Below are 25,213 nucleotides of genomic sequence, written 5' to 3'. Positions count from 1 at the left end.
TCCTTCGATGAGAGTCTAGCATGGCCTGAGCAGGCACTCCGGCGTACTTGAAACCTCTCGCCGCACCCCCATTGCGTTATGATGAGAGCCGATGCCCAAATCTGTAAGGAGTGACCGCATGACCGACTGGAGCGCCCGACTTGGGGCAATGACGCGTGATGAGGGCGGCAGCAGCCAACGCGTGGATTTCCCGACCGAGAATCAGGCTCGTCAGGCATTGGATACCACGGTCATTTCGCCGCTGGTGCACCTGGGTATACTGGAAGTCGCAGGTGGCGATGCGGAGCGCTTTCTTCAAGGCCAGACCAGTGCTCAGGTCAGCCTTGCCGACACTCGGTTCGCCCCCTTGACCGCCTTCTGCACGCCAAAGGGGCGCATGCTGGCCAACGCGCAACTGCTGCGAGTCGATGAGCAGCGCTTCTGGCTGGTGATGGCGGCTGACCGTATCGTTCCCCTGAAAACTCACCTCGACAAGTTTGCGGTCTTCTACAAGATCGAGATGCAACCGCGCGACGATCTGGCACTACTGGGGATGATCGGTCAGGAGAGTCGCGCCCTGCTCGAGGCGCGGCTCGATATCGTGCCACCAGCGATCTGGCATCAGGCCAAGCAGCACCCCATCCTGGCGTTGGCCCACCCCGGCACTCGTCCACGGTTGATGATCATCGCCCCCGTCGATGAAGTCGAGCGAGTATGGCAGGCGCTTACCCCCCAGGCCACCCCTGTCAGCAATGCGATCTGGGGGTTGCATGATATCCAGGCAGGAATTGCGTGGGTCACTCAGCAGACGCAGGATGCCTATCTTCCTCAAATGTTCAACTGGGAAGCACTAGGTGGCATCAGCTTCAAGAAGGGCTGCTATACCGGCCAGGAGGTGGTGGCGCGTGCGCACTTCCGCGGTCAGGTAAAGAAGCGCTTGATGCGTGCCCAACTCGAAGGAGCGGAACTTCCTCCCACCAGCACCCCGATAGTCGATGCTGAAGGCAAGTCGTATGGCGAGACCATTGCGGCAGAACTCGATGCCTACGGTCAGGCGGAGATCCTTGCGGTCATGAGTACCAAGGAGATTACGGAGCCACTCGCGGTCCTTGGGCAGCGTTACAAGTGCCTCAAACTACCCTATCCCCTCGAGCGGCTCGATCCGGAACAGCTGGCAAATTCTTGACGACCCGCTGACCAATCCCCGACCTGACGGGCCAGTTCTCGTGCAAGAAGCTATTCGAACGAGAACATCTGCCGAGCATTTTGCGCGGCAAGCTCGGCGATACGTGCAGAACTCTGGCACCGCAGTTCGGCCACCGTATCGCAGATCAGCGGGAGTCGCGCTGGCTCATTGCGCTGCCCTTGATAGCCCGCCAAGGGCATGTCGGGGGCATCCGACTCGAGCACGAAGCCATCATCCGGCAAGCTCTTGACCGCCCGGTGCAATCGCTGGGCACGTTCATAGGTGACTCCGCCACCAAGCCCTACCAAATAGCCCAGGTCGAGGAAGCGCGCCGCCTGCTGTGGGCTACCGGCGAAGGCGTGAATCAAGCCGCCAGCGGGCAGGTCGATCTGCTTGAGGCGCTTGGCAACCTTGTCATTGGCATGCACGCAGTGCACCACGACCGGTAACTGGTGTTTCTTGGCCAACCGCAGCTGAGCGTCGAACAGCTTCCACTGCGCATCGAGGGTAGTTTCGAAGCGCGCATCGATACCGCACTCACCGATGGCGACTACGCTCGAATGGTGCTCCAACGCCTCCTCAAGCGCCGTCAGCCCCGCCTCGTCATGCTCGTCCATGAAATAGGGATGCATGCCGAGACATACGCTGACATCGTCTCGATTGCCAAGTTCGAGCACCGCGGGCCACCGCTCGCGAGTGGTCCCGGGAACCACAAAGTGGCTTACCCCTTCGGCATGGGCGCGGGCGAACATCGACTCGCGATCGTCGTCGAAGTCGGAGAAGTCGAGATGGCAGTGGGTATCGATCAGCATGAGAATTAGGACAACCTTTCCTGTTCGCCCTCGGAAAGCGCCGACGTGCAGTGAGCGCAGCGTGTCGCCTTGATCGGAATCGCCGACAGGCAAAAGGGACAAGCCTTGTCCGTCGGCGCCTGCGGCTCGGTGGACTCCTCCCGACGCAGGCGATTAATGGTACGAATCAGCAGGAACACCGCGAAGGAGACGATAATGAAACTGATGACCGCGTTCAGGAACAGCCCGTAGTCCAACGTCACGGCGCCGACCTCCTGCGCCATCTGCAGGGTGGCGTAGGGCCCGGCGGTCTCGCCCTCCTTGAGCACGATGAAGAAGTTCGAGAAATCCACTCCCCCGATCAGCAAGCCCAGCAGGGGATTCATGACGTTACTGACCAGACTCTGCACTATCAGCGTGAAGGCCCCACCGATGATGATGCCCACCGCCATGTCGACGACGTTGCCCTTGACCGCGAACTCGCGGAACTCCTTTAAAAACTTGGAAGCCATCGGCATTTCTCCCTGTATTCAGCCGATTGGAACGCGTCTGGGCGGTTCCATGCGGCAGCCGTCCGGTTAGATCATGGTCCAGCCCGCTGCACCCGGCAAGCCTTCAATGCTCGCGGGTGGCGTTGAAACGGATCTCCGGCCAGCGCTCCTGAGTCATCTGCAGATTGACCCGGGTCGGCGCAATATAGGTAAGATAACCGCCGCCATCCAGCGCCAGGTTGCTGCTCGCCTTGCGCCTGAACTCATCGAGCTTCTTGGCGTCATCGCAGTAGATCCAGCGCGCCGTCTGCACGTTGATCCCCTCATAGAGGCAGTCGACCTTGTACTCCTCCTTGAGACGATGGGCCACCACGTCGAACTGCAGCGAACCGACCGCTCCCAGGATCAGATCGTTGTTGTCCAACGGCATGAAGACTTGGGTCGCACCCTCCTCCGACAGCTGCTGCAAGCCCTTCTGCAGCGCCTTCATCTTCAACGGATCCTTGAGCCGCACACGCTTGAATAGCTCCGGGGCGAAGTGGGGAATGCCGGTAAAGCGCATGTCCTCGCCGATCGTGAAGGTATCGCCGATCTGGATGGTGCCGTGGTTATGCAGGCCGATGATGTCGCCCGGCCACGCCTCCTCGACCTGGCTACGGTCGGCGGCCATGAAGGTCAGGGCGTCGGCAATCTTGACGTCCTTACCGATGCGCACGTGACGCATCTTCATGTTCTTTTCGTACTTGCCCGAGCAGACACGCAGGAAGGCCACACGGTCGCGGTGATTGGGGTCCATGTTGGCCTGGATCTTGAACACGAATCCGCTGAAGCGTTCGTCGGTCGCCTCGACCTGACGAGCATCGGTCTCGCGGGGCTGCGGCGGCGGCGCATACTCGACGAAGCCGTCGAGCATCTCGCGCACGCCGAAGTTGCCCATGGCGGTACCGAAGTAGACCGGTGTCAATTCGCCTCTGCGGTAAGCCTCGAGATCAAACTCGTGGGACGCCCCGCGCACTAGATCGACCTCCATGCGCAGCTCCTCGGCCTGTTCGGCGCCGAGCACCTCATCGACTTCAGGGTTATCGAGCCCCTCGATACGCTTGTCGTCGGGAATGCGGCTCCCCTGCCCCTGGGTATAGAGATGGATCACGTCATTGTAGAGGTGGTAGACGCCCTTGAAGTGGCGCCCCATGCCGATCGGCCAGGTCATCGGCGCGCACTGGATATCGAGCACCGTCTCGACCTCGTCCATCACTTCGATAGGGTCGCGGGTATCGCGATCGAGCTTGTTGATGAAGGTGAGAATGGGCGTAGTACGAAGCCGGCACACCTCCATCAGCTTGATGGTACGCTCCTCGACGCCCTTGGCCGCGTCGATGATCATCAGTGCGGAATCGACCGCCGTCAGGGTCCGGTAGGTATCTTCGGAGAAGTCCGCGTGGCCGGGAGTGTCGAGCAGGTTGACGATGCGCCCCTTGTAGGGGAATTGCATCACCGAGGTGGTCACCGAGATGCCCCGCTCCTGCTCCATCTTCATCCAGTCGGAAGTGGCATGGCGATCGGCACGCTTGCTCTTTACCGACCCGGCCAGCTGGATGGCATTGCCGAACAGCAGCATCTTCTCGGTTATAGTGGTCTTGCCCGCATCGGGGTGGGAGATGATGGCGAAGGTACGTCTGAGATCGACTTCGTGGGCCAGGGCATGATCGGACATTGGAGTAGGTGTCACCAACAACAAGGCACCAAGCCATGGCCTGGCGCGAATGGATTTGCGTGGCGACAATTCTACGGGGTTGCGGCCGCGTCGTGTAGGCCCTTGTGACGAGGCGGATCAAAGACGGTAATGGACATCCTTGAATTCGAGCTCCACAACCGAGTCGTAGGCGACATGATGCCCCTGCACGTCGCCGGGATCGCCGTGGCTATGATCCAGTGCCATCTCGGGGATCACCTTGAGCCCGGTCATGCCGACATGTTGGATACGTGCGGAATAGCGCTTGCCATCACTCTCGATCACCACCCGCTCTCCGGCCATGCACTGGTGCAGCCGCTCGATCAGCTCGGACTCGGGTACGCGTTTCTCCTGCATGAGACTCTCCTTAAGCAGTTAACATGCTGATTACTTGAGTCTAGCAGGCAACCCGGCGGAGTGCCGGCAGGAAGGAGCCATGCCGACCGAAGGTATCGATGGGCTGAGCGTTCCTGCGCGATAGCGTATGATGGCTGCAGTCCAACATGGAGTGCTCATGTACCCAGCCCAGCCCCTGCCGCTCTCGACACCCAACCGCAACTTGGTGCGTCTGACCTTCGTGCGCGGCATCACCTGGACCGGCTTTCTCGCCGCGATCATGTTCGGCATCGAGGTGTTGGGGTTCCAGCTTCGCGTGATGCCGGTGATCAGCGTCATCGTCGCCATGGGCCTGATCAACGTCGCCACTTGGTGGCGCTTGGGGCGACCCCGCGCGGTGACCGATACCGAATACCTGCTGCATCTGTTGGCCGATATTGCGGGGCTGACTTTGCTGTTCTACTTCACCGGTGGCTCCACCAATCCGTTTATCAACTACTATCTGGTACCGCTCACCATCGCCGCGGCCACGCTGCCCTGGCTCTATGCCTGGATCATCGCCTGCGGTGGCATGGCCGGCTACACCTTCTTGATGCTGTTTTTCGAGCCGGTGCCGCAGTTCAGCCACGGCATGATCGCTGGCAACATCAGCCTGCATGTGCTTGGCATGTGGCTCAATTTTGGCCTCTCGGCAGGGCTGGTGACGTTCTTCATCTTCAAGATGGCGCATGCCTTGCGGCGCCGCGATCAGACGCTGTCGCGCACACGCGAGGCGGCGCTGCGCAACGAGCAGGTGCTGGCGGTGGCGACCCAGGCCGCGGGCACTGCCCATGAGCTTGGCACCCCGCTCTCGACCATGGCGGTGCTACTCAGCGAGATGCGCCAGGATGCACGGGACAATGCGGCACTGCGCGAGGACATCGACCTGCTGCGCACCCAGGTCGATACCTGCAAGCTACGCCTGCAGCAACTGGTCGCCAATGCCGACCGCCGCCGCCTGGCCGAGCCGGAGCGCCAGATGGCCAGCGAGTGGCTATCCCAGGTCGTGCAGCGCTGGCTGGTGCTGCGTCCGGATGTCAGCCATCGCCTGGAGATTGCCGACAAGCGCGGCCCCCCTTATCTCGCCGTCGACACCACACTTGAACAGGCGCTCACCAACCTGCTCAACAACGCGGCAGACGCCAATCCAGAGAACGTGGCGATCAGCCTGGACTGGAGCGCCGATGAAGTGATCATCGATATTCGCGATCACGGCCCCGGAATCGCGATGTCGATTGCCGACCAGCTGGGGGATACCTTCATTTCCACCAAGAGCAAGGGCATGGGAATAGGGCTGTTCCTGACGCACGCCACCATCAACCGCTTTGGCGGGGGCGTCAGCCTGTACAATCATCAGGAAGGCGGGACGCTCACCGAGGTGAAGCTGCCGCGCCTGAATGCCGGCCAGGGCTAGGGATGCACTGGCTGGATTATCTCATGAGGACACCATGCAAGAGCTCGCACAACGCCTGTTGATCGTCGATGACGATGAAATGTTCTGCCATGTGATGCAACGCGCCATGGCCCGGCGCGGCTTTGATGTGGCGGTTGCCACCAATGCAGAGGAAGCACTGCTTCTGGCAGGCCAGACACGTCCGGATATCGCCACGCTGGACTTGAAGCTCGAGCACAGCTCGGGGCTGAAACTCCTGCCGGAACTGCTTGAGGTAGTACCGCAGTGTCGCATCGTGGTGCTGACCGGCTACTCGAGCATCGCTACCGCCGTGGAGGCGATCAAGCTCGGCGCGGTGAATTACCTCTGCAAGCCGGCCGATGCGGACGAGATTCTCGCCGCTCTCGACAAGCAGAGCGGCGATCCGGATGCCGAAGTCGCCGACAATCCCCCTTCGATCAACCGCGTCACCTGGGAGCACATCCAGAAGGTCCTTCAAGAGCATGATGGCAATATCTCCGCCACCGCCAGGGCCTTGGGCATGCACCGCCGAACGCTTCAGCGAAAGTTGCAGAAGCGACCGGTACGGCGCTAGCCTGACGGGGCTAGCACCACGCTTGGGCAAAACGCCATAGAGCGACTTACTGAGCCGTCCAGCCGAGATCGATGTTCCAACTCGAGCCCGTCACCGCACCTGCGGCATCGGATGCCATGTAGCAGACAAGAGAGGCAACCTCATCGGGCTCGATGAGTCGCTTGATCGCGGCATTCTTGAGCATGATCTGCTCGATCACCTCCTGCTCGCCCATGCCGTGCAGTTTGGCTTGGTCGGCAATCTGGTTCTCCACCAGCGGCGTCTTCACGTAGGCCGGACAGATGGCATTGGCGGTAATGCCGTGGGCGGCTCCCTCCAGCCCCGCCGTCTTGGTCAGGCCGATCATGCCGTGCTTGGCACTGATATAGGCCGACTTGCCGGGTGAAGCGACCTGGGCGTGAACCGAGGCGATATTGATGATCCTTCCCCATCCTGCCTTGCGCATGTAGGGCCAAGCTGCCTGGGTCAGCAGGAAGGGCGCCACCAGCATCAGATCGATGATCTGGCGCCACTTGGCTTCAGGAAAATCCTCGATATTGGCTACATGCTGGATGCCCGCATTGTTGACCACGATGTCGATATGCCCGAAGCGCTTGACCGCATCGGCAACTGCACCGCGACACACCTCGGGATCGGTCAGATCGCCTTGAAAGAAGGCCGCTCCCGCCTCATCGGCCACACGCTGACCATCCGGGTTGAAATCCACCGCCAGCACTTGAAAGCCCTGGTTACAAAATGCCTTTACCACCGCGGCACCGATACCGGTAGTGGTACCGGTCACCAGGGCGACACGAGGTGTCGTTGCATGCGTCGTGGTTGGGTTCATCAAGCTCTCCTGTCCATGAGATGGTTACGCCGTAGCAACGAGTGCGTCCGGTGTGAGCGTTAATCAGACGCTTAAGCATAGGCCCTTACGCACTGGCTCGGCCAGCAGTGCCCTAGCGACCGGTCGAGGACTGGGTCGGTGACGGGCCAGGCTCGCTCATGACACGCTCGATCAATTGCTGGGCGAGGCGATTGGCCTCCTGAAGCGTGTCGATATCGCTCACATCGTCGAGCAGCGAGCAGTGCCATAGCCACTCGCTCTCACCGAGGGTTTCCAGAATGAAAGGGTAACGGCCATTGGCAAGCCCGACCAGCCACTCGCTCCCTTCATGCTCTGGGAAGGGGATCGGCCTGGGCTGGGCCGTCACCACCGCAAGCGACAGCGATACCGGGGTCAGCAAGGCCCCCACCAGCTCGCCCTTTTCGGGCCGGCCATCGGGCAGCGGCTGAAAGCAGAGCATATCGACCGTCAGATGGGGATTGCGGCGCGGATGGCGCTTGATCTCCTTGGCATGGCGCTGCTGGTAGAGGCGCGCCAGCCGTTGAAGGCGGGCGTAGTGCTCGGCGCTCAAGACCTGCATGGCGTGGTTATCCTATGGTGGGTGAAGGGGGAGTATACGAATCTCGCCGCGGGACGTCAGTTACCGTATGGCCTGTTAGACTGATGCTTATTGCGAAGCAACATGACCCGCGTGATGAACGACAAGGAGAGGCAATGCAACTCACCCATCGTCTTGAGATAGCCGTGCGTATCGCCCAGCAGGCCGGCCAACATATCGTCGAAGCGCGACAGGACCGACGCTTTTCACAGCGCTACAAGCATGGCAGTGAGCTCGTCACCGATGTCGATGTCGCCGTCGACACCATGATTGCCGAGCAACTGGATGAGCATTTTGCTGGCGAGGCGCGCTTGACCGAGGAGCTCTCCCCCGAGCGCGAGGTTCTCGACCAGCCAGGACCGCTCTGGGTAATCGACCCCATCGACGGTACCGTCAACTTCGCCCACGGTCTGCCGCATGTTGCCGTCTCGATCGCCTGGGTCGAGAACGGCAAAACGCAACTTGGCGTGGTGCATGCCCCTTTCCTGAACGAAACCTTTACCGCGATTCGCGGCGAAGGGGCCTATCTCAATGGCGAGCGAATTCGCGTCGCTCAGGCGGAGAGCCTGGCGCGTAGCCTGGTTGCGACTGGTTTCCCTTATCGCCGCGATGGGCGCGCCCCATTGATGCGCCGCGTGGCAGCGGTACTGGCGCACTGTCAGGATATCCGCCGCAACGGTTCGGCGGCGCTGGATCTATGCAACGTCGCCTGTGGGCGTCTCGATGCCTACTACGAAAGCGTCTCGCCCTGGGATTTCGCCGCTGGGTTGCTGATCGCCCGCGAAGCCGGTGCCCGGACCGGACATCTTTACCCCTGCCCCAAGGGCATTCCGGTTGACCTTTATGGCGAGAACATCATTGCCAGCGCTCCTGACATCCATGGTGAGCTCGCCTCCCTGCTCAAGCGTGCCGACGAGGACCGTCACTGGACGCCAATGTGACACTACCTTGAGCTAGCGTCACAAGCGTTCCTCTGGCGTTGAAAGCTCTCCTGCACGACTCATTTCCTCGCACTACGCTTGCAGTAGATAGCGAGGGGAGCACGCTCATGCAACGCCAGGAATTTCTCCAGCAGTTATGGCTCGACTATATTCATCTGCATCCCGAATTGGGTGCCTTGCGGGTTTGGCCCGTAGAGAGCACACCCGAGTATCTTGCCCTGCTGACACTCAACCACGAGCGATTCTCCACATCGGCCCTGCTGCCAGCACTGCAGCACTTCGGCTACCGCTGTGTGGACCGCCATGCCATGGCCGACCGCGGCCTGCTGATCACACTTCTCTCCCCTCCCGACGATGGCAGTTGGCTGGTGCTCTGTGAACTGCAACTCGGCACCCTGACCCGTACGCCTCTCGAGCGTCTCACGGCGCTGGTGAACCAGGCACATCCCGAGGATTGTCGCGGGCAGAATTTGCTGTGTCGCGGTCGCCCCTGGCCAATGCCCGATTGGGAGACCTATCGATTGCTTGAGCGTGCCCACCCGTTGGCCGCTTGGCTTGCCGTTGCGGGGCCACGGCTGCACCATGCCGGCTTCGATTGCATGGGGCTGGGACATGCAATGGCCGAGCTCGACGAACGACTGCAGCAAGCCGGCTTGTTTAGCAACAATATGCGTCAGCAGGGCATCTTTCCCATATCGCATCTACTCGACTATCGTTACTACCCCACCTGCCCCCAGCGCCATGTCTTTGCCGATGGCGATGAGCACCGCATCGACCTGGGCGGTCTGGCCTTGATTCAACGCTGCCTGCCGGGAAGCCAGGAGCGCGCCGCCGAGTTGCTGCTGCCTCAGCACACACGCTGCAAGATCGCATGAACGAGCCCGTTCGGGTCGAATGGTTAGCGCGAAGCTCATGCTTCGCTATCGATATAAGCCAACGGCTCGAGCTGCAGGTCGAGCTCATACTGTTGCGGTTCATGGCGCGGGTCGAGTTCGCTGAGATAGTGCGGCGTCTCCATTACCGGTACCGCCACGAACGGCTCCTGCTCTATCTCATCGGGCACCTCGTAATGCCCACGCAAGCGAATCAGCACGAAGATCGCCAACATCAAGGCCGCCGCACCGAGGAATAGCCACAGGCCATCAGGCCCAACCATCTGCATCACCAGCGAGGCGCTGAAGGGGCCGATGATCGAGCCGATACCGTACCAGATCATCAATTTGGCGTTAGCGGCGACGATTTCGCCGGGCGCCAGCCAGTCATTGGTATGCGCAAGGCTCAGCGAGTAGAGCGTATGCAGCATGGCGGTATGAAAGCAGGCCACGACGATCAGCATCGTGAAGTCGACCCGCGCCGCCACCGAGATAAATGCACCTGAAATTGCCATGGTAGCAGCCATGCATAGGATCACCTTACGCCGATCGAAGTGATCGGAAAGCCGCCCCAGCCCCCACTGCGCGGCCAAGGCCACCAGCGTGGTAATGGCCATGAACTGCGCGGTCTGAGCGGTGCTCAGGCCGATCTCCTGGCCGTAGAAAGGCGTCATGGCGAAAAACGACTGCACCATCAGGCCAGCGGTGAACGCCCCCACCAACCCCACCGGGGCACGCTTGAAGAGTTCACCCAGCTTGATCTTCTGCGGCGTGACATCGCTTGCCCGGCTGGGGCCATGGATGCGATGAATCGAAAGTGGCACCAACGACAACGCAAACAGGATACCCGCCACCGAAAAGAGCACGGCGGTGCCGGGGTCGGCAAGATTGAGCATCCACTGCCCGCCGGCCAGCGATAGCGTCGAGATCACCATGTACCAGGCGAGCACCCGACCACGATTGTCGTTAGTTGACTCCCCCGATACCCACGACTCCATCACCATCAGTAGGCCAGCCGTCGCGACCCCGCCAAAAAGTCGCCATATCAGCCAGGCCCAGGGGTTGACCCATAACCCATGCAGCATGGCGGTAACCGCAAGCAGCGCCGCACAGGCGGCAAAGACACGGATATGACCCACCGCACGGATATGCTTCTCGAGCAGATAGCTGCCCAGCACGAACCCCAGCGAGAAGCTCGACATCAACAGGCCCGCCATCTGAGAGGGGAAGCCCTCCAGCGACATGCGCACACCAAGCAGGGTCATGATCAGGCCATGCCCAAGCAGAAAGCTGATTTCGCAGAGAAAAAGTATGGGAAGAGTCGCCGGCAAGCTGCGCACGAAGTCTCCTTTTTGGTGGCATCGGAGCATCTCCCTGGCCCGAATGATGCGTCATGAGTCTAGCCGGCACACTAGCTGACCGATGAGAGATTTACAGTCATTCAAGAGGCTCCAAGTTATTCACAAATCTTGTGGATAATCCTGTGCAAAGCGCCTGCACAACCTCGCCCTTGCCTGAGAAGCACAAGTGACTTCTCACAATGGTCAGTTTTTCATCAATCGCGGGAATTCAGATGCTACTAAAAGGGCCTCTCTCATTTGAGCGAGACCCTTGGGTCGATCGTCAATTTCAGAAGACGATTTCGGGGACATGGTTCGGGACGATCAACTTTCCCGCCGTCTTGGCGATGATCTCGTCGACACTGACTCCCGGCGCACGCTCCTTGAGCACGAAGGCGCCATTCTCGATCTCGAGATAGGCAAGATCGGTCAATACACGATTGATGCACCCCGCACCGGTCAATGGCAGCGTGCACTTCTCCAGCAGCTTCGACTCACCATGCTTGGAGGCATGGGTCATGGTGCAGATGATATTGTCGGCGCCTGCCACCAGGTCCATGGCGCCGCCCATGCCCTTGATCAGCTTGCCCGGTACCATCCAGGACGCGATGTTGCCCTGCTGATCGACTTCGAAGGCGCCAAGCACGGTCAGGTCCACATGACCGCCTCGGATCATCGCGAAGGACTCCGCGGAGGAGAAGATCGCTGCACCGGGTCGCGCCGTCACGGTCTGCTTGCCGGCGTTGATCATGTCCGCATCGACCTCCTCCTCGGTCGGAAAGCGCCCCATCCCAAGCAGGCCATTCTCGGACTGGAGCATCACATCTATCCCATCGGGCACGTAGTTGGCCACCAGTGTGGGAATACCGATGCCCAAGTTGACGTAGAAACCATCCTTCAGCTCGCGCGCGACGCGCTGAGCCATCTGTTCGCGGGAAAGTGCCATTATCGATTGCCTCTTGTCATCGGTGTCTTTCAGCTGTGAACCGTGCGCTTTTCGATACGCTTCTCGAAATTGCCCTGGATGATGCGATCGACATAGATGCCGGGCGTATGGATTTGGCTCGGTTCGAGTTCGCCCGGCTCGACGATCTCTTCCACCTCGACCACCGTGATACGCCCCGCCGTGGCGACGATGGGGTTGAAGTTCTGGGCGGTATGGCGATAGACCACATTGCCGTAGCGGTCGGCTTTCCACCCCTTGACGATGGCGAAGTCCCCGGTGATCGCCTCTTCCAGGATATAATGGCGGCCATTGAACTCACGCACCTCCTTGCCCTCTCCAATCGGCGTGCCGTAGCCGGTGGCGGTGTAGAAGGCCGGGATGCCAGCGCCGCCAGCACGCATCTTCTCGGCCAGGGTACCCTGTGGCGTCAGTACCACTTCGATTTCGTCATCCAGCATCTGACGCTCGAACAGGGCGTTTTCGCCAACGTAGGAGGCCAGGATCTTCTTGATCTGGCGATCCTCCAGCAGCAGTCCCAGACCGAAGCCATCGACGCCACAGTTGTTGGAGACCACGGTGAGGTCCTTGACCCCGCGCCGCTTGATCTCGGCAATCAAGTTTTCAGGGATACCGCACAGGCCGAACCCGCCGGCAAGAACGGTCATACCGCTCTCGATTCCCTCCATGGCCTCTTCGTAGGTACTCACTCGCTTATCGAATCCCGACATGTCATCCGCCTCGACGTGTTGTGAATGGCTTGTGTGATGCGTGTGTGGTCATCGTCCAGTCTTGTTCGTCTTAATCTATTTGTTAAGTTTGTTATTCTTATCAATTAATTATAATGACAAATAAAAGATTTCCATGCTTGGAGGCAACCGTCTTGACTGTCAAACAGCTTAGAGCCTTTCTCGCCGTGGCGCAGACCTTGAGTTTCACACAGGCGTGCGAACGCCTGCATCTCTCCCAACCGGCACTGAGCCTGGCCATCAAGGGTCTGGAGGAGTCGCTGGGAGGGCGTCTGCTGATGCGCACCACGCGCAGCGTGAACCTGACGCCCGAGGGTGAGTCCTTATTGCCCCTCGCCAAACGCCTGCTGGCCGACTGGGAAGACACCGAGGAGGCGATGCGTCAACGTTTCACACTGCAGCTGGGTCGCGTAGCGATAGCCGCCATGCCCTCCTTTGCCTGCAATCTTCTTCCCGGTGTGTTGATGGCATTCCGAGAACGCTATCCGCGCATCAATGTGACCGTTCACGATGTCATCAACGAACACGTCATCGACATGGTGCATCGCCAGCAGGTGGAGCTCGGCATCGCCTTCGAACCTGACGAGGAGAGCGGGCTGCACTTCACCCCACTGTTCACCGAGCGCTTCGTCGCGCTGGTCGCGAAGGATTCCCCCCTGGCGGAGTGCAAGCGCATCGCCTGGTCGACGTTGCTCGAGCATGACTTCATCACCCTGCAGCGCCCCTCGATGGTACGACATCTGCTGGAGCAGCAGCTGGCGGCCCAGGGAGATCCCCTACCGGTAGCATTCGAGAGCCACCAGCTGGTCACCGTGGGCAACATGGTGGCAAGCGGACTTGGCGTGAGTGCGGTGCCGGCCCTGTGCGCTGCCCAGATGATGCAGCTGGGCGCTCGGTGCGTGGCGCTGGAGCAGCCCATCGTAGAGTGTCCGATAGGGGTGGTGACGCCATGGCATCACAAACTATCCGTCGCTGCCCAGGCGCTGCAGGAAGTGCTGAGCGATACGGCAGCTGGGGCTGGGGAAACGGCACGGCGTCGGCCAAGCACTGCTACTCTCTAGAGACCGCTTGGCATGAATCAAGGCAAGACACACCAGGGAGGAGACGGTATGCCCGAGGCACTCTGGCATCCCAGCCAAACCGCCATCGAGTCGAGCCAGATGAATGCGTTGATGCAACGTGTCAATGAGCGATACGCGCTGTCGCTTGAGCACTACTCGGAACTTCATGAGTGGAGTGTGGCGAACCTGGAACGTTTCTGGTCGCTATTCTGGGATGAGGCCAATATCATCGCCGAGGCCAAGGGCGAGACGATCCTCGAGCACCCCGACGACATGCCCGGTGCACGCTGGCTCCCCCAGGCACGTCTCAACATGACGGCCAATCTACTATGGCGATGCGATGAGCATCCCGCGTTGATCCTCTACGACCACAGATTGAACCGGTACCAGATCAGCTATGCCGAGCTCTATTCACAGGTAGCTCGCGCCGCTCACTCCCTGCTGCAAGGGGGCGTGGAGCCTGGCGATCGTGTGGTCGGCATGACGCCCACGAGCGAACACGCAGTCATTGGGCTACTCGCCACAGCGAGCATCGGCGCCATCTGGTGCTCCTGCCCACTAGATCTTCATACGGAGCCGCTCATCGAGTGGCTCAACGAGATCGAGCCCAAGGTCCTGTTCGCAAGCGATGGTCAGTCTCCAGGTAACGAGACCCACACTGCTTGGTCGCAGCTGCTGTCAATCTGCGAGCATGTCGAATCGCTCAATCAGATGGTGCTTTTTTCTCGTTCAGGTAGCGAACCCGACACGCATGGCATCGCAAAGGCAGTGGCTTGGATCGACTATCTCAACAATCCCGCGGAGGAGCTCTCCTTCGCCCCCCACCCTTTCGATCATCCTTACCGCCTCGAGTGCCTTACCGACAGCACGGGCATAAACCGTACCCTGATTCACAGCGCCGGGGGCACCTTGCTGCAACACCTCAAGGAGCAACGACTTCATCACGACCTTCAGCAACGGGACAGACTATTCGCTTACACCCCCTGCGGCTCGATGACATGGCATTGGCAGCTCTCCGCCCTGGCGAGTGGTGCAAGTCTGGTGCTTTTCGACTCCTTCGAAGATGGTACAACGTCAAGCGCACGGCATGCCGTGTGGGATATCGTCGCTAACGAAGGGGTCACGGTTCTCGCCATCGAAGCTTGCCAGCTCATCGAGTGGGAAGAGGCGAAGCTGCATCCATGTCATGAACGCGACCTCTCCCCGCTACGGCTTCTGCTCGCGACGGGGCCGTATTCTGCCGACTCCTTCGACTATGTCTATCGCAATATCAAGAAAGAGCTGCACTTCGCCACTTTGTCGGCCGATAGTGCTGCTGGCGCGAGCCTTGCGCTGGGCTGCCCGATGCGACCGGTTCATCGTGGCGAAATTCAGGGCCGGGGACTAGGGATGGCCGTGGAGGTATTCGATGACGCGGGCCATCCCCTGCGGGGTGAGCCGGGCGAATTGGTTTGCACGCGGCCCTTCCCATCGATGCCCACCGGCTATTGGGGCGACCCGCAGGGCGAACAGTTCGTCAGGGCTTTTTTCGAGCGCTTTCCAGGGACCTGGTCTCAGGGCACCCAGGCTGAGATCACCCCGCAGGATGGCGTGATCCTTCATTCGCAGCCATGAGTGCAACACAGGCTGCTCAGCCACGCTGGGCAGCTTGGCAAACTTGCAGTAGCATTAGCTTTTTTGCATCACCGAGGAGAGGGCATGTCGACCCTGAAGGGGCTCGTCAGCGCAGTATTGCTGGTACTCTGTACGTTGATTTGGACGATACCGCTCTTCGTTCTGATCTTGTTCAAGCTGATCGCGCCGACCCGTCGGTTGAGCCTGTGGGTGCTCAAAGGGCTCAATGCCGTGGCGCTCAACTGGATCGGCGCCAATTTATGGTGGATGCGCCACTGGCTCAAACCCCAGCTCGAGCTGAGTCTGCCCGAAGGGCTCTCACCTCAGCAATGGTGGCTGGTGATCTCCAATCACCGCAGCTGGACCGATATCTTCGTGCTACAGATGGCACTGCATCGGCGCATTCCCATGCCACGCTTCTTTCTCAAGCGAGAGCTGATCTGGGTCCCTGTGGTCGGCCTGGCCTGGTGGGCACTGGAATTCCCGTTCATGGGCCGCTACAGCCGTAAACAGATGGCGCGCAACCCCGCTCTCGCCAAGCGAGACAGGGAAGCGACCGAGCGTATGTGCAAGCGTGCCCAGGAAATGCCTACCGCGGTTTACAATTTCGTCGAGGGCACCCGCTTCACACCAGCAAAGCGCGAAACGCAGGAGAGCCCCTATCGCCACCTGCTACGCCCGCGTGCTGGCGGAACGGCACAGGTAGTAAGCCTAATGGGAGATCGGCTTAGCGGCATTCTCGATGCCACGCTCAGCTATACCAACCCGCGCCCCACTTTCTGGGGTTATCTGTGCGGCAAGGAACGCCTGATACGCTGCCATATTCGCTGCCTCGATGTCCCCGGCTGGATGCCTGGGGGCGACTACCATCAGGATCCGCATTATAAGGAACGCTTTCAGAAATGGCTCAACGCCCTGTGGCTGGAGAAGGACCGCACGCTGGACACCTATTCCTGATCGTGCTGTTGATGCTGCTTTCCGGTTGCTCCAGCGCGCCCTCCGCCCCTCAGCGGCTCGAAGGCATCAGTGGCGATTGGGTTACCGTCCAGCGTGGCGACACACTGGGCGCCATTGCGACACGCGCCAACGTACCGCTCGAGCGCTTGACGCGCTTCAATCCCGGGGTCGACCCACAACGCCTTGCCGTGGGCCAGCGCCTGCTGGTGCCCACTCAGCAGGAGCGGGCACCAGCAGGCGGTCCTTACCGCTATCAGATTCGTCCTGGGGACACCTACTCGGCCATTGCCCGACGTTTCGGCACCACCCCACAGCGCATCCAGTCCGCCAATCCGGGACAGTCGCCTGACCGCCTGCGTGTTGGCCAGGTCGTCTCGGTGCCGCTCGGGGGTAGCGCCGTCGCTGCCAGCAGTGGTTCGAGCAGCTCAGGTACAAGCCGCCCCGCTCAAGCCTCGGCTCCTCGCCCGGCGCCAGCACCGGCCAATCTGCCAAGCAGTGCTCGCAACTGGCCCTGGCCGCTGGACGATTATCGTGTGACGCGCCAGTTCGGTCCCGACAGTCGAGGTACGCTTCAGCCAATGCTTCTAACCACCGGTAGCGGACAGCAGGCCAAGGCCGTCGCCGAGGGCGAGGTGCGCTTCGCCGGCAGCATGCGCCAACTCGGTGAGGTGGTGATCATCCATCATGAGGGCGATCTGCAAAGCGTCTATGCGCTTTGCGACAACGTGATGGTCGAGGCGGGACAGCGCATCCGCCAGGGTACGGCGCTGTGCAGGGTGGCCTTGAGCAATGCAACGGAGCGCCACGACCTGCTGTTCGATCTACGCCAGGGTGGAAAGCCCATCGACCCGCGCCGGGTGCTGCGATAGCCGATGCGCCCTTTCGCTCTAAGCGTCATGCAAACGTCACGCAGCATTAAGCGCGTTGTCATCTTGAGAACCGACACTGACTCAAATCGCACAAGGAGAGCGCCATGCGCCTCTGCCTGGTCAGTGAAACATGGTCGCCGGATATCAATGGTGTAGCCCATACCCTGGGACATTTGAGCCGGGAGTTGCGCCACCGACAGGTGGAGCTGCTGCTGGTGCGGCCACGTCCCGAGAATGACACCAAGGCCCCAGGAGTCGACGCTGAGTTGCAGGTGCGCGGCTTTCACCTGCCGCGCTACTCCGCCGTTCAGTTCGGCTATCCCAGCACCTCGGCACTGATCACGTTCTGCCACGAACAGCGCCCCGATGTGATCTACATCGCGACCGAAGGACCACTGGGCTGGTCGGCATTGAAAGTGGCCAAACAGTTGTCGATTCCCGTGGTAAGCGGTTTTCACACCAACTTCGACCATTACATGGGCGACTACGGCCTTGGTTGGCTAAAGGGTCCGGTACGGCGTGCGTTACGTCATTTTCATAACCGCACCCACGCGACGCTGGTGCCTACCCTTGCCCAATCAGAAGCGATGGCCAAGCAGGGTTTCGACAATGTTCAGGTGATGGGACGCGGCATCGATGGCGATCACTTCACCCCCGCCAAACGCGAACAGGCGTTGCGAAAAAGCTGGGGGGCAAGTGAGCATCAGCCCGTCGTGCTGCATGTGGGCCGCCTGGCCAAAGAGAAGAATCTCGATCTGCTGGTCGACACCCTGCTGGTGATGCATCTCGCCCGGCCGGATATGGTCAGCGTCGTGGTGGGCGATGGTCCCCTGCGTGCTTCACTGCAGCGGCGGCTTCCCAATACACATTTCACCGGTTTCATAGACAACGATACACTGGCGCGCCACTACGCCAGTGCCGACATGTTCCTGTTCCCCTCCTGCTCCGAAACCTATGGCAATGTCGTCGCCGAAGCCATGGCCAGCGGGCTTGGGGTCGTCGCCTTCAAGCATGCCGCGGCCGCCGAACTGATCGAGTCCAATCGCCACGGCATTACAGTGCCACTAGGTGACGATGCTGCCTTCATCGTATCCGCCGTCACGCTCTGCCAATCCCCGGCTCAGTATGGCCAACTAGGTCGCTCGGCACGTCTTCGCGCCACCAGCAGGCGCTGGGAAAAGGTTGCCGACGGATTCCTCGATGTACTGAACGCAGCTCAGGAGAGCCAACATGAGAGTGTCACGAACGCCTGCCGTCTTTGAGCACCTCGACCTGCTGGAGTGGCCTCTGTGCCAGCGTTTCGATTGGGAAATCTTGCTCGACATACCACCGCTACATCTACGCCAGTGGTGGCTGCTACAAGATAACGGTATAAAAGAGAGATACCACTCTCAACCGCGGTAATAACCGGGAGTAACAAAGGGCATCTTGCTTACCACCATCGCCAGGCGTTTGCCACGCACCTCGGCATAGATCACATTGCCGGGTTCTGCATGTGTCAACTCAACGTAACCCATCGCCACTGGCTTGCCGACGCTTGGGCCAAAGCCGCCTGACGTCACCTCACCGATACGCTGACCATCGCCGTCGAACAGCTCGGCGCCCTCACGTACCGGCGCGCGCCCCTCTCCTAAAAGCCCCACTCGCTTGCGCTGATGGCTCTTGGCATCCACCTGGTGAAGTATGATGTCGGCACCCGGGAAACCGGCGGGACGCTCGCCGCCGTGACGCCTAGGCTTACCGATGGCCCAGATCAGACCCGCCTCTACCGGCGTGGTAGTGGCATCGATATCATGCCCATAGAGGCATAGACCCGCCTCGAGGCGCAGTGAGTCGCGCGCACCCAGACCGATCGCTTCGACCTCGGGCTCGGCAAGCATACGGCGCGCCACCGCTTCGGTCTGCTCCGCGGCAATCGATATCTCGAAACCATCCTCGCCGGTATAGCCGCTGCGGCTGATCCACACAGGGATGCCATCGATCTTGAAACGTCCATGCTGCATGAATCGCATCTCACAGGCGGCCGGGCAGAGGCGCTGCATCACCTTGGCCGCGTCAGGTCCCTGCAGGGCCAGCAAGCCCCTCTCCAGCACTTCCAGCTCATGGTTATGTCCCAAGCCAATGCGCAAGTGCGCAATATCCTGATCCTTGCAAGCGGCATTGACCACCAGGTAGAGATGGTCACCCGCATTGACCACCATCAGATCGTCTAGTATCCCGCCCTCCTCGCCGGTGAACAGCGCATAGCGCTGCATTCCCTCGGGCAGCCCGAGAATATCCGCCGGCACCAGGGTCTCCAGCGCCTCGGCAGGTGACGGGCCATGAATCAATAGCTGCCCCATGTGGGAAACATCGAATAGGCCACACGCCTGGCGGGTGTGCTCATGCTCCTTCTTGACACCCAATGGATACTGTACCGGCATCTCATGCCCGGCAAAGGGCACCATCTTGCCGCCCAGCTCCTGGTGAAGGTCATGAAGCGGCGTCTTGTTGAGTTGTGTCATGGCATCGGTCCATTACGCGGTTACAAGAAGCGTGCTGCCCGTAGAGAAACGCGAGCAGCACGGGCTGGCTAGTGCTTGAGTTCTTCGCCCGGCAGAATCGTCTTGCCGTCGAGGAAGTCGCGAGTGAGCTTGAAGACCACTGGCGAGAGCAAGGCCAGAGCGATCAAATTGGGGATTGCCATCAGAGCATTGAAGGTATCGGCCATCAGCCAGATGAAGCCAAGCTGCGCCATGGCACCCAACGGAATCGCCAGCACGAACAATACACGATAGAGCATGATCGAGCGGGTGCCGAACAGGAACTGGAAGCACTTTTCGCCATAGAAGGACCAGCCCAGAATCGTCGTGAAGGCAAATACGGCCAAGGCGATCGCCACGATATGGTTGCCGACTCCCGGCAGTGCCGCCTCGAAGGAGAGCGCCGTCAGCGAGGCCCCCTCTTCACCGGCGATCCATGCAGTCGAGGTGAGAATGACAAGCGCAGTGATGGTGCAGACGATGATCGTATCGATGAAGGTGCCGAGCATCGCGATCAGCCCCTGGCGCACCGGATTGCGTGTCCGCGCTGCGGCATGCGCAATGGGGGCGCTACCAAGCCCCGCTTCGTTGGAAAATATCCCGCGGGCAACGCCGAACCGAATCGCTGCCATCACCGCGGCCCCTGCGAAACCGCCGGCGGCCGCAATAGGGTTGAAGGCGTAATAGAAGATCAGGCGGAACGCCTCGCCGATCTGCCCGGCATTGATGATCAGCACCACGAGCCCTGCGGCAATGTAAGCGAAGGCCATCAACGGCACCAGCTTTCCCGCCACCTTGGCGATGCGCTTGATCCCTCCCAAAATGACCGCCCCTGCCAAGACCATGATCACGACACCAGTTAGCCAGTGTGGAATGCCGAAGCTCGAGTCCAGCGCATCGGCCACGGAGTTGGACTGCACGGTATTGCCGATGCCGAACGCCGCCACTGCGCCGAAAAAGGCAAAGGCGCTACCCAACCACATCCATTTATGGCCCAGACCATTCTTGATGTAGAACATCGGGCCACCGACGTGGTTGCCGGTATCGTCCGTTTCGCGGTAACGCACCGCCAGCACCGCCTCGGCGAATTTAGTGGCCATGCCGACCAGCGCGGTAATCCACATCCAGAACACTGCACCAGGGCCACCCAGTGCAATGGCGGTTGCGACACCGGCGATATTCCCCGTGCCGATGGTGGCAGAGAGTGCCGTCATCAACGCGTTGAAGGGGGATATCTCTCCATCCTGATCAGACTTGCCGCCGGCCTGAGCCTTGCTGTCTCGCCCCTGCCACAGCAATCTGAACCCCATGCCCAACTTACGAATGGGCAACAGTTTCAGGCCTAGCTGGAGGTAAACCCCCACGCCAAGCAGCAATACCAGCATCAGTGGTCCCCACACCACGGCATTGACCGCGCTGAAGAGACTGGTCAAGGTTTCCATTGTTCTTTACTCCTGTCTTGATTGTTTTTGCCACCGACATCTCTACATGGCGCTTGCCGGCGTGCCGAACCGAACCCGCCTACCATAGCGGAATGCTCCGCAAGCGCTCTAGTAGTCGATAATAAAAACTGCACATAACGGATAACTATCCAACCACACTCCACCGATTGGAATTCTTGGCTAAGGTTTTTCTCAAGACAAAATAAGAAAAAATTATCTTATAGGAAACTCAGCAAGAATAAAGCACGCCTTTCGCTTATATCTGGCATAGCGAAGACAAGTCAAAAGCGTGTGGTAGACGCGTTTTCGAGGCTTGGATCGCGATAAGCCTAGCTGCCATGCGACATCGACAAGAAGTATCGACAAGCGGTCATGTAAAAAAGGCCATGCCGATAGACCAAGGGCTGGACGATGTTCCAAAAGATAGCCAACCTTAGGCGGGTGGTCATTGTTGGCGATCTTGTAGTGCGTGCGACAACTCGCCAAACAACGAGAATCCGGGTACGATTCCCCAATACAGAAAATCTTTTCGCATAGGAAAACATCATGAGCTCCATCCCTTCGAACCTACGCTATACCGATAGCCACGAGTGGGTACTGGATAACGGTGACGGCACCGTGACCCTGGGCATTACCGACCATGCGCAGCAAGCGCTGGGCGATGTGGTGTTCGTGGAACTTCCCGAGGTCGGCCAGTCCCTTGCGGGAGGTGATGAATTTGGTGTGATCGAGTCGGTCAAGGCCGCCTCGGATCTCTACTCCCCAGTGACCGGCGACGTCGTCGAAGTCAACAAATCACTGGAAGAGGCCCCCGAGACAGTCAATGAATCACCCTATGAGGATGGCTGGATCGTCAAGGTGCGCATCAGCGATAGCAGTGAACTCGATGCCCTGCTTGATGCCGAGACCTACACTTCGCTCGTCGAAGCCGAAGAGTGATGCTCTGCGACGAGCGATCCTCTCGCTCGTCGTCTCTTTTACTACCTGGGGATGACCGCCCCTCTATACCACAGGTGCTTCATGGCTTATGACACTCGACGCCTGGCCGAACTGGCCGGACACGACGCCTTTATCCATCGCCACAACGGGCCTGGCGCCGATGATGTCGCGCCCATGCTGGCCGAGTTGAATATCGACAGTCTCGCCTCACTGATCGAGCAGACCATACCCCGCAGCATCCGCCTGGGGCGCGAGCTCAACCTAGACGGACCCCGCACCGAAGCCGAGGCGCTGGACTACCTCAAGCGATTGGCACGGCAGAACAAGGTCTTCAAGACATACATCGGTCAAGGCTACTACAACACTCATCTGCCAGCGGTCATCCAGCGAAACGTGTTGGAAAATCCCGGTTGGTATACCGCTTACACTCCCTACCAGCCTGAGATCGCCCAGGGGCGTCTGGAGGGTCTGCTCAATTTCCAGCAGATGGTAATGGATCTCACCGGCATGGAGCTTGCCAATGCGTCGCTGCTCGACGAAGCCACCGCCGCCGCGGAGGCCATGGCGCTGTGCAAGCGGGCCAACAAGAAGTCGAAGAGCGACGCCTTCTTCGTCGCCGACGACGTGCTGCCGCAGACGCTCGACGTGGTACGCACCCGAGCACACTACTTCGGTTTCGAGCTGATCGTCGCGCCAATGGCAAGCCTCGGTGAGCAGGAAGTGTTCGGCGCACTGCTACAGTATCCGGGCGCAAGCGGCCAGGTACACGATCTCGCACCGCTGCTCGCTAAGGCGCGCGATAACGGCATCATGACATGCGTGGCCGCCGACATCATGGCCCTGGTAATGCTCCGTGAGCCCGGTTCCATGGGTGCCGACATCGTCGTCGGCAATAGCCAGCGCTTCGGCGTACCGATGGGGTACGGCGGCCCGCACGCGGCCTTCTTCGCCACCACCGACTCCCTCAAGCGCTCGATTCCGGGCAGGATCATCGGTGTCTCCAAGGATGCCCGAGGCAACCAGGCGCTGCGCATGGCCATGCAGACCCGCGAACAGCACATTCGCCGTGAGAAGGCCACCTCCAACATCTGTACCGCTCAGGCATTGCTGGCCAACATCGCCGGCTTCTATGCCGTCTACCATGGCGCCGAAGGGCTGCGTATCATCGCCTCGCGCATCCATCGCCTGACGACGCTTCTTGCCGAAGGCCTCAAGCGTAAAGGCGTCCCGCTCGCCTTCGACAGCTGGTTCGATACCCTTCGTCTGACCGGCGTCGATGCCGGCAAGATTCATGGTCGAGCCATGACCCGGGAGATCAACCTGCACTACTTTGAGGGCGGCGATATCGGCGTGAGCCTCGACGAGACCACCACCTCCCACGATCTCGATGCGCTGTTCGACGTGCTGCTCGGTGAGGAGCACGGGCTTTCGGTCGCGACGCTTGACGAAGAGATTCTCGCCGGTGCCATTAGCGGCATTCCCGGCCCATGCCGCCGCGAATCGGATTTCCTGACACATCCCACCTTCCGGCGCTACCGCAGCGAAACCGAAATGCTGCGCTACCTCAAGCGGCTCGAGAACAAGGATCTGTCACTGACCCAGGCGATGATTCCGCTCGGCTCATGCACCATGAAGCTCAACGCCACCAGTGAGATGGTGCCGATCACCTGGCCTGAGTTCGCCCAAATCCACCCATTCGCTCCCCAGGAACAGGTCGCCGGCTATCGGCAGATGATCGATGAACTGGCGGCATTTTTGGTCGAGATAACAGGCTACGACCATATCTCGATGCAGCCCAATTCCGGCGCTCAGGGCGAATACGCCGGCCTGGTTGCCATTCGTCGATTCCAGGCAGCCGAGGGACAGGGCCATCGCGACATCTGCCTGATCCCCAGTTCCGCACATGGCACCAACCCGGCTTCCGCGGCAATGGCGCAGATGAAGGTAGTGGTGGTCGAGTGCGACGATAACGGCAACATCGATCTGAATGATCTGCGGGCCAAGGCACAGCAGTACAGCTCCCAGCTCACGGCGATCATGCTCACCTACCCCTCCACCCATGGGGTGTTCGAAGAGGAAGTGCGCGAGGCGTGCGAGATCGTTCATGAGCATGGCGGCCAAGTCTACATCGATGGAGCCAATATGAATGCCCAGGTCGGCCTATGCCGCCCCGGTGACTTCGGCGGCGACGTTTCCCACCTCAACCTGCATAAGACTTTCTGCATTCCCCATGGCGGCGGCGGGCCAGGCATGGGCCCGATCGGCGTCAAGGCGCATCTGGCGCCCTACGTCTCCAACCACGTGGTGACACCGATTGCCGGCGTCAACGAAGAGTGCGGCGCGGTCTCGGCGGCGGCCTTTGGCAGCGCCTCGATCCTGCCGATCTCCTGGGCCTACATCAAGATGATGGGGGCACGCGGTTTGCGCGAAGCAACCGAGCTTGCGATCCTCAACGCCAACTACATCGCACGTCGCCTCGAGTCTCACTTTCCGGTGCTCTACCGCGGCATCAACGGCACCGTCGCCCATGAATGCATCATCGACATCCGTCCTCTCAAGGCTGCTTCCGGGATCAGCGAGGAGGATATCGCCAAGCGTCTGATGGACTATGGCTTCCATGCGCCTACCATGTCCTTCCCGGTACCCGGCACGTTGATGGTGGAACCGACCGAGTCGGAGTCCCGTTACGAGATCGACCGCTTCTGCGATGCCATGATCAGCATTCGCGAGGAGATTGCCCGGGTGGAGCGCGGCGACTGGCCAGCGGACAACAACCCGCTGATTCATGCCCCTCACACCATGGCCGACCTGATGGATGAGCCGTGGAAGCGCCCCTATTCCCGCGAAACCGGCGTCTTTCCCTCGGACGCCGTCAAGGCAGCCAAGTACTGGCCGGCGGTCAATCGTGTCGATAACGTGCATGGCGATCGGCAACTGATCTGCTCCTGTCCAAGTATCGACGCCTATCGCGACTGAAATTGCGAGTCGAAGTCACACG

The 25,213-nt window shown here is 60.2% G+C and carries 23 protein-coding genes; 12 read left to right on the top strand and 11 right to left on the bottom strand.

Translation table 11 applies throughout. The annotated features are described in order from the left end of the window. Positions 1 to 118: 118 nt before the first annotated feature. Positions 119 to 1,165, top strand: coding sequence for a folate-binding protein YgfZ (locus tag HJD22_RS13910; RefSeq protein WP_208656427.1), 1,047 nt, complete (start codon positions 119 to 121; stop codon positions 1,163 to 1,165). A gap of 50 nt (positions 1,166 to 1,215) precedes the next feature. Here the strand turns inward: HJD22_RS13910 and HJD22_RS13905 are convergent, their stop codons facing one another. The 4 genes from HJD22_RS13905 to HJD22_RS13890 form a co-directional block, all read right to left on the bottom strand. After that, the gene (locus HJD22_RS13905; protein WP_208656428.1) at positions 1,216 to 1,977 is read right to left on the bottom strand and encodes a TatD family hydrolase; all 762 of its coding nucleotides are present in this window, start codon (positions 1,975 to 1,977) and stop codon (positions 1,216 to 1,218) included. Between the two features lie 5 nt (positions 1,978 to 1,982). Further along, entirely contained in the window at positions 1,983 to 2,468 is a 486-nt protein-coding gene (gene mscL / locus HJD22_RS13900) for a large-conductance mechanosensitive channel protein MscL (protein WP_208656429.1), read from the bottom strand. Between the two features lie 103 nt (positions 2,469 to 2,571). Continuing rightward, positions 2,572 to 4,161, bottom strand: a complete 1,590-nt coding sequence (locus HJD22_RS13895) for a peptide chain release factor 3 (RefSeq protein WP_208656430.1) — start codon at positions 4,159 to 4,161, stop codon at positions 2,572 to 2,574. 117 nt (positions 4,162 to 4,278) lie between these two features. Then, positions 4,279 to 4,536 (bottom strand): hypothetical protein, encoded by a 258-nt coding sequence (locus HJD22_RS13890; RefSeq protein ID WP_208656431.1) that lies wholly within the window; start codon positions 4,534 to 4,536, stop codon positions 4,279 to 4,281. Between the two features lie 157 nt (positions 4,537 to 4,693). Here HJD22_RS13890 and HJD22_RS13885 point away from each other — a divergent pair, with 157 nt between their 5' ends. Continuing rightward, the gene (locus HJD22_RS13885; protein ID WP_208656432.1) at positions 4,694 to 5,968 is read left to right on the top strand and encodes an ATP-binding protein; all 1,275 of its coding nucleotides are present in this window, start codon (positions 4,694 to 4,696) and stop codon (positions 5,966 to 5,968) included. 34 nt (positions 5,969 to 6,002) lie between these two features. Further along, positions 6,003 to 6,542, top strand: a complete 540-nt coding sequence (locus tag HJD22_RS13880) for a response regulator transcription factor (protein ID WP_208656433.1) — start codon at positions 6,003 to 6,005, stop codon at positions 6,540 to 6,542. A 46-nt stretch (positions 6,543 to 6,588) separates the two neighbouring features. Here the strand turns inward: HJD22_RS13880 and HJD22_RS13875 are convergent, their stop codons facing one another. Beyond that, complete coding sequence (locus HJD22_RS13875; RefSeq protein ID WP_208656434.1) at positions 6,589 to 7,368, bottom strand: 3-hydroxybutyrate dehydrogenase; 780 nt, start codon at positions 7,366 to 7,368, stop codon at positions 6,589 to 6,591. A 112-nt stretch (positions 7,369 to 7,480) separates the two neighbouring features. Further along, positions 7,481 to 7,948 carry a [NiFe]-hydrogenase assembly chaperone HybE gene (gene hybE / locus HJD22_RS13870; protein ID WP_208656435.1) on the bottom strand — a complete coding sequence of 156 codons (468 nt, stop codon included), beginning with the start codon at positions 7,946 to 7,948 and terminating at the stop codon, positions 7,481 to 7,483. Positions 7,949 to 8,082: 134 nt separating this feature from the next. On the opposite strand from hybE, the gene HJD22_RS13865 reads away from it, so the two are divergent. Continuing rightward, a complete protein-coding gene (locus tag HJD22_RS13865; protein ID WP_208656436.1) occupies positions 8,083 to 8,907 on the top strand; it encodes an inositol monophosphatase family protein in 825 nt (274 codons plus the stop codon). 107 nt (positions 8,908 to 9,014) lie between these two features. Beyond that, the gene (locus HJD22_RS13860; protein WP_208656437.1) at positions 9,015 to 9,782 is read left to right on the top strand and encodes a DUF1338 domain-containing protein; all 768 of its coding nucleotides are present in this window, start codon (positions 9,015 to 9,017) and stop codon (positions 9,780 to 9,782) included. Between the two features lie 35 nt (positions 9,783 to 9,817). Here HJD22_RS13860 and HJD22_RS13855 read toward each other — a convergent pair whose 3' ends face one another. The 3 genes from HJD22_RS13855 to HJD22_RS13845 form a co-directional block, all read right to left on the bottom strand. Continuing rightward, positions 9,818 to 11,119 (bottom strand): MFS transporter, encoded by a 1,302-nt coding sequence (locus tag HJD22_RS13855; RefSeq protein ID WP_208656438.1) that lies wholly within the window; start codon positions 11,117 to 11,119, stop codon positions 9,818 to 9,820. A 289-nt stretch (positions 11,120 to 11,408) separates the two neighbouring features. Continuing rightward, a complete protein-coding gene (locus HJD22_RS13850) occupies positions 11,409 to 12,065 on the bottom strand; it encodes a CoA transferase subunit B (RefSeq protein ID WP_208656439.1) in 657 nt (218 codons plus the stop codon). Between the two features lie 29 nt (positions 12,066 to 12,094). Then, complete coding sequence (locus HJD22_RS13845; RefSeq protein ID WP_208656440.1) at positions 12,095 to 12,793, bottom strand: CoA transferase subunit A; 699 nt, start codon at positions 12,791 to 12,793, stop codon at positions 12,095 to 12,097. Positions 12,794 to 12,945: 152 nt separating this feature from the next. Between HJD22_RS13845 and HJD22_RS13840 the strand changes: the two genes are divergently transcribed. The 5 genes from HJD22_RS13840 (at position 12,946) to HJD22_RS13820 (ending at position 18,574) form a co-directional block, all read left to right on the top strand. Then, the gene (locus HJD22_RS13840) at positions 12,946 to 13,872 is read left to right on the top strand and encodes a LysR family transcriptional regulator (RefSeq protein ID WP_208656441.1); all 927 of its coding nucleotides are present in this window, start codon (positions 12,946 to 12,948) and stop codon (positions 13,870 to 13,872) included. A gap of 48 nt (positions 13,873 to 13,920) precedes the next feature. Then, positions 13,921 to 15,486: an AMP-binding protein gene (locus tag HJD22_RS13835; RefSeq protein WP_208656442.1), complete on the top strand. Its 1,566-nt coding sequence runs from the start codon at positions 13,921 to 13,923 to the stop codon at positions 15,484 to 15,486. A gap of 84 nt (positions 15,487 to 15,570) precedes the next feature. Next, positions 15,571 to 16,443, top strand: a complete 873-nt coding sequence (locus HJD22_RS13830; RefSeq protein ID WP_208656443.1) for an acyltransferase — start codon at positions 15,571 to 15,573, stop codon at positions 16,441 to 16,443. A gap of 11 nt (positions 16,444 to 16,454) precedes the next feature. Then, positions 16,455 to 17,312, top strand: coding sequence for a M23 family metallopeptidase (locus HJD22_RS13825; protein ID WP_208656951.1), 858 nt, complete (start codon positions 16,455 to 16,457; stop codon positions 17,310 to 17,312). 104 nt (positions 17,313 to 17,416) lie between these two features. Beyond that, positions 17,417 to 18,574: a glycosyltransferase family 1 protein gene (locus tag HJD22_RS13820; RefSeq protein WP_208656444.1), complete on the top strand. Its 1,158-nt coding sequence runs from the start codon at positions 17,417 to 17,419 to the stop codon at positions 18,572 to 18,574. Between the two features lie 129 nt (positions 18,575 to 18,703). Here the strand turns inward: HJD22_RS13820 and gcvT are convergent, their stop codons facing one another. Next, a complete protein-coding gene (gcvT, locus tag HJD22_RS13815) occupies positions 18,704 to 19,816 on the bottom strand; it encodes a glycine cleavage system aminomethyltransferase GcvT (RefSeq protein ID WP_208656445.1) in 1,113 nt (370 codons plus the stop codon). Between the two features lie 68 nt (positions 19,817 to 19,884). Continuing rightward, complete coding sequence (locus HJD22_RS13810) at positions 19,885 to 21,276, bottom strand: sodium:alanine symporter family protein (protein ID WP_208656446.1); 1,392 nt, start codon at positions 21,274 to 21,276, stop codon at positions 19,885 to 19,887. 546 nt (positions 21,277 to 21,822) lie between these two features. Between HJD22_RS13810 and gcvH the strand changes: the two genes are divergently transcribed. Together gcvH and gcvP are read left to right on the top strand one after the other, a co-directional pair. Next, a complete protein-coding gene (gene gcvH, locus HJD22_RS13805) occupies positions 21,823 to 22,215 on the top strand; it encodes a glycine cleavage system protein GcvH (protein ID WP_208656447.1) in 393 nt (130 codons plus the stop codon). An 81-nt stretch (positions 22,216 to 22,296) separates the two neighbouring features. After that, positions 22,297 to 25,191 (top strand): aminomethyl-transferring glycine dehydrogenase, encoded by a 2,895-nt coding sequence (gene gcvP, locus HJD22_RS13800; protein WP_208656448.1) that lies wholly within the window; start codon positions 22,297 to 22,299, stop codon positions 25,189 to 25,191. Positions 25,192 to 25,213 lie beyond the last annotated feature (22 nt).

The sequence above is a fragment of the Halomonas sp. TA22 genome, assembly GCF_013009075.1.
GTDB lineage: Bacteria > Pseudomonadota > Gammaproteobacteria > Pseudomonadales > Halomonadaceae > TA22.
Note: the sequence above shows the minus strand (reverse complement) of the source record. Positions and strands in the feature narration are given on the sequence as shown.

Bases quoted from the DNA above. Each gene is read 5' to 3' on its own strand.
- HJD22_RS13910 (WP_208656427.1), top strand. From the start codon at position 119: ATGACCGACTGGAGCGCCCGACTTGGGGCAATGACGCGTGATGAGGGC.
- HJD22_RS13905 (WP_208656428.1), bottom strand. From the start codon at position 1,977: ATGCTGATCGATACCCACTGCCATCTCGACTTCTCCGACTTCGACGAC.
- mscL (WP_208656429.1), bottom strand. From the start codon at position 2,468: ATGGCTTCCAAGTTTTTAAAGGAGTTCCGCGAGTTCGCGGTCAAGGGC.
- HJD22_RS13895 (WP_208656430.1), bottom strand. From the start codon at position 4,161: ATGTCCGATCATGCCCTGGCCCACGAAGTCGATCTCAGACGTACCTTC.
- HJD22_RS13890 (WP_208656431.1), bottom strand. From the start codon at position 4,536: ATGCAGGAGAAACGCGTACCCGAGTCCGAGCTGATCGAGCGGCTGCAC.
- HJD22_RS13885 (WP_208656432.1), top strand. From the start codon at position 4,694: ATGTACCCAGCCCAGCCCCTGCCGCTCTCGACACCCAACCGCAACTTG.
- HJD22_RS13880 (WP_208656433.1), top strand. From the start codon at position 6,003: ATGCAAGAGCTCGCACAACGCCTGTTGATCGTCGATGACGATGAAATG.
- HJD22_RS13875 (WP_208656434.1), bottom strand. From the start codon at position 7,368: ATGAACCCAACCACGACGCATGCAACGACACCTCGTGTCGCCCTGGTG.
- hybE (WP_208656435.1), bottom strand. From the start codon at position 7,948: ATGCAGGTCTTGAGCGCCGAGCACTACGCCCGCCTTCAACGGCTGGCG.
- HJD22_RS13865 (WP_208656436.1), top strand. From the start codon at position 8,083: ATGCAACTCACCCATCGTCTTGAGATAGCCGTGCGTATCGCCCAGCAG.
- HJD22_RS13860 (WP_208656437.1), top strand. From the start codon at position 9,015: ATGCAACGCCAGGAATTTCTCCAGCAGTTATGGCTCGACTATATTCAT.
- HJD22_RS13850 (WP_208656439.1), bottom strand. From the start codon at position 12,065: ATGGCACTTTCCCGCGAACAGATGGCTCAGCGCGTCGCGCGCGAGCTG.
- HJD22_RS13845 (WP_208656440.1), bottom strand. From the start codon at position 12,793: ATGTCGGGATTCGATAAGCGAGTGAGTACCTACGAAGAGGCCATGGAG.
- HJD22_RS13835 (WP_208656442.1), top strand. From the start codon at position 13,921: ATGCCCGAGGCACTCTGGCATCCCAGCCAAACCGCCATCGAGTCGAGC.
- HJD22_RS13830 (WP_208656443.1), top strand. From the start codon at position 15,571: ATGTCGACCCTGAAGGGGCTCGTCAGCGCAGTATTGCTGGTACTCTGT.
- HJD22_RS13825 (WP_208656951.1), top strand. From the start codon at position 16,455: ATGCTGCTTTCCGGTTGCTCCAGCGCGCCCTCCGCCCCTCAGCGGCTC.
- HJD22_RS13820 (WP_208656444.1), top strand. From the start codon at position 17,417: ATGCGCCTCTGCCTGGTCAGTGAAACATGGTCGCCGGATATCAATGGT.
- gcvT (WP_208656445.1), bottom strand. From the start codon at position 19,816: ATGACACAACTCAACAAGACGCCGCTTCATGACCTTCACCAGGAGCTG.
- HJD22_RS13810 (WP_208656446.1), bottom strand. From the start codon at position 21,276: ATGGAAACCTTGACCAGTCTCTTCAGCGCGGTCAATGCCGTGGTGTGG.
- gcvH (WP_208656447.1), top strand. From the start codon at position 21,823: ATGAGCTCCATCCCTTCGAACCTACGCTATACCGATAGCCACGAGTGG.
- gcvP (WP_208656448.1), top strand. From the start codon at position 22,297: ATGGCTTATGACACTCGACGCCTGGCCGAACTGGCCGGACACGACGCC.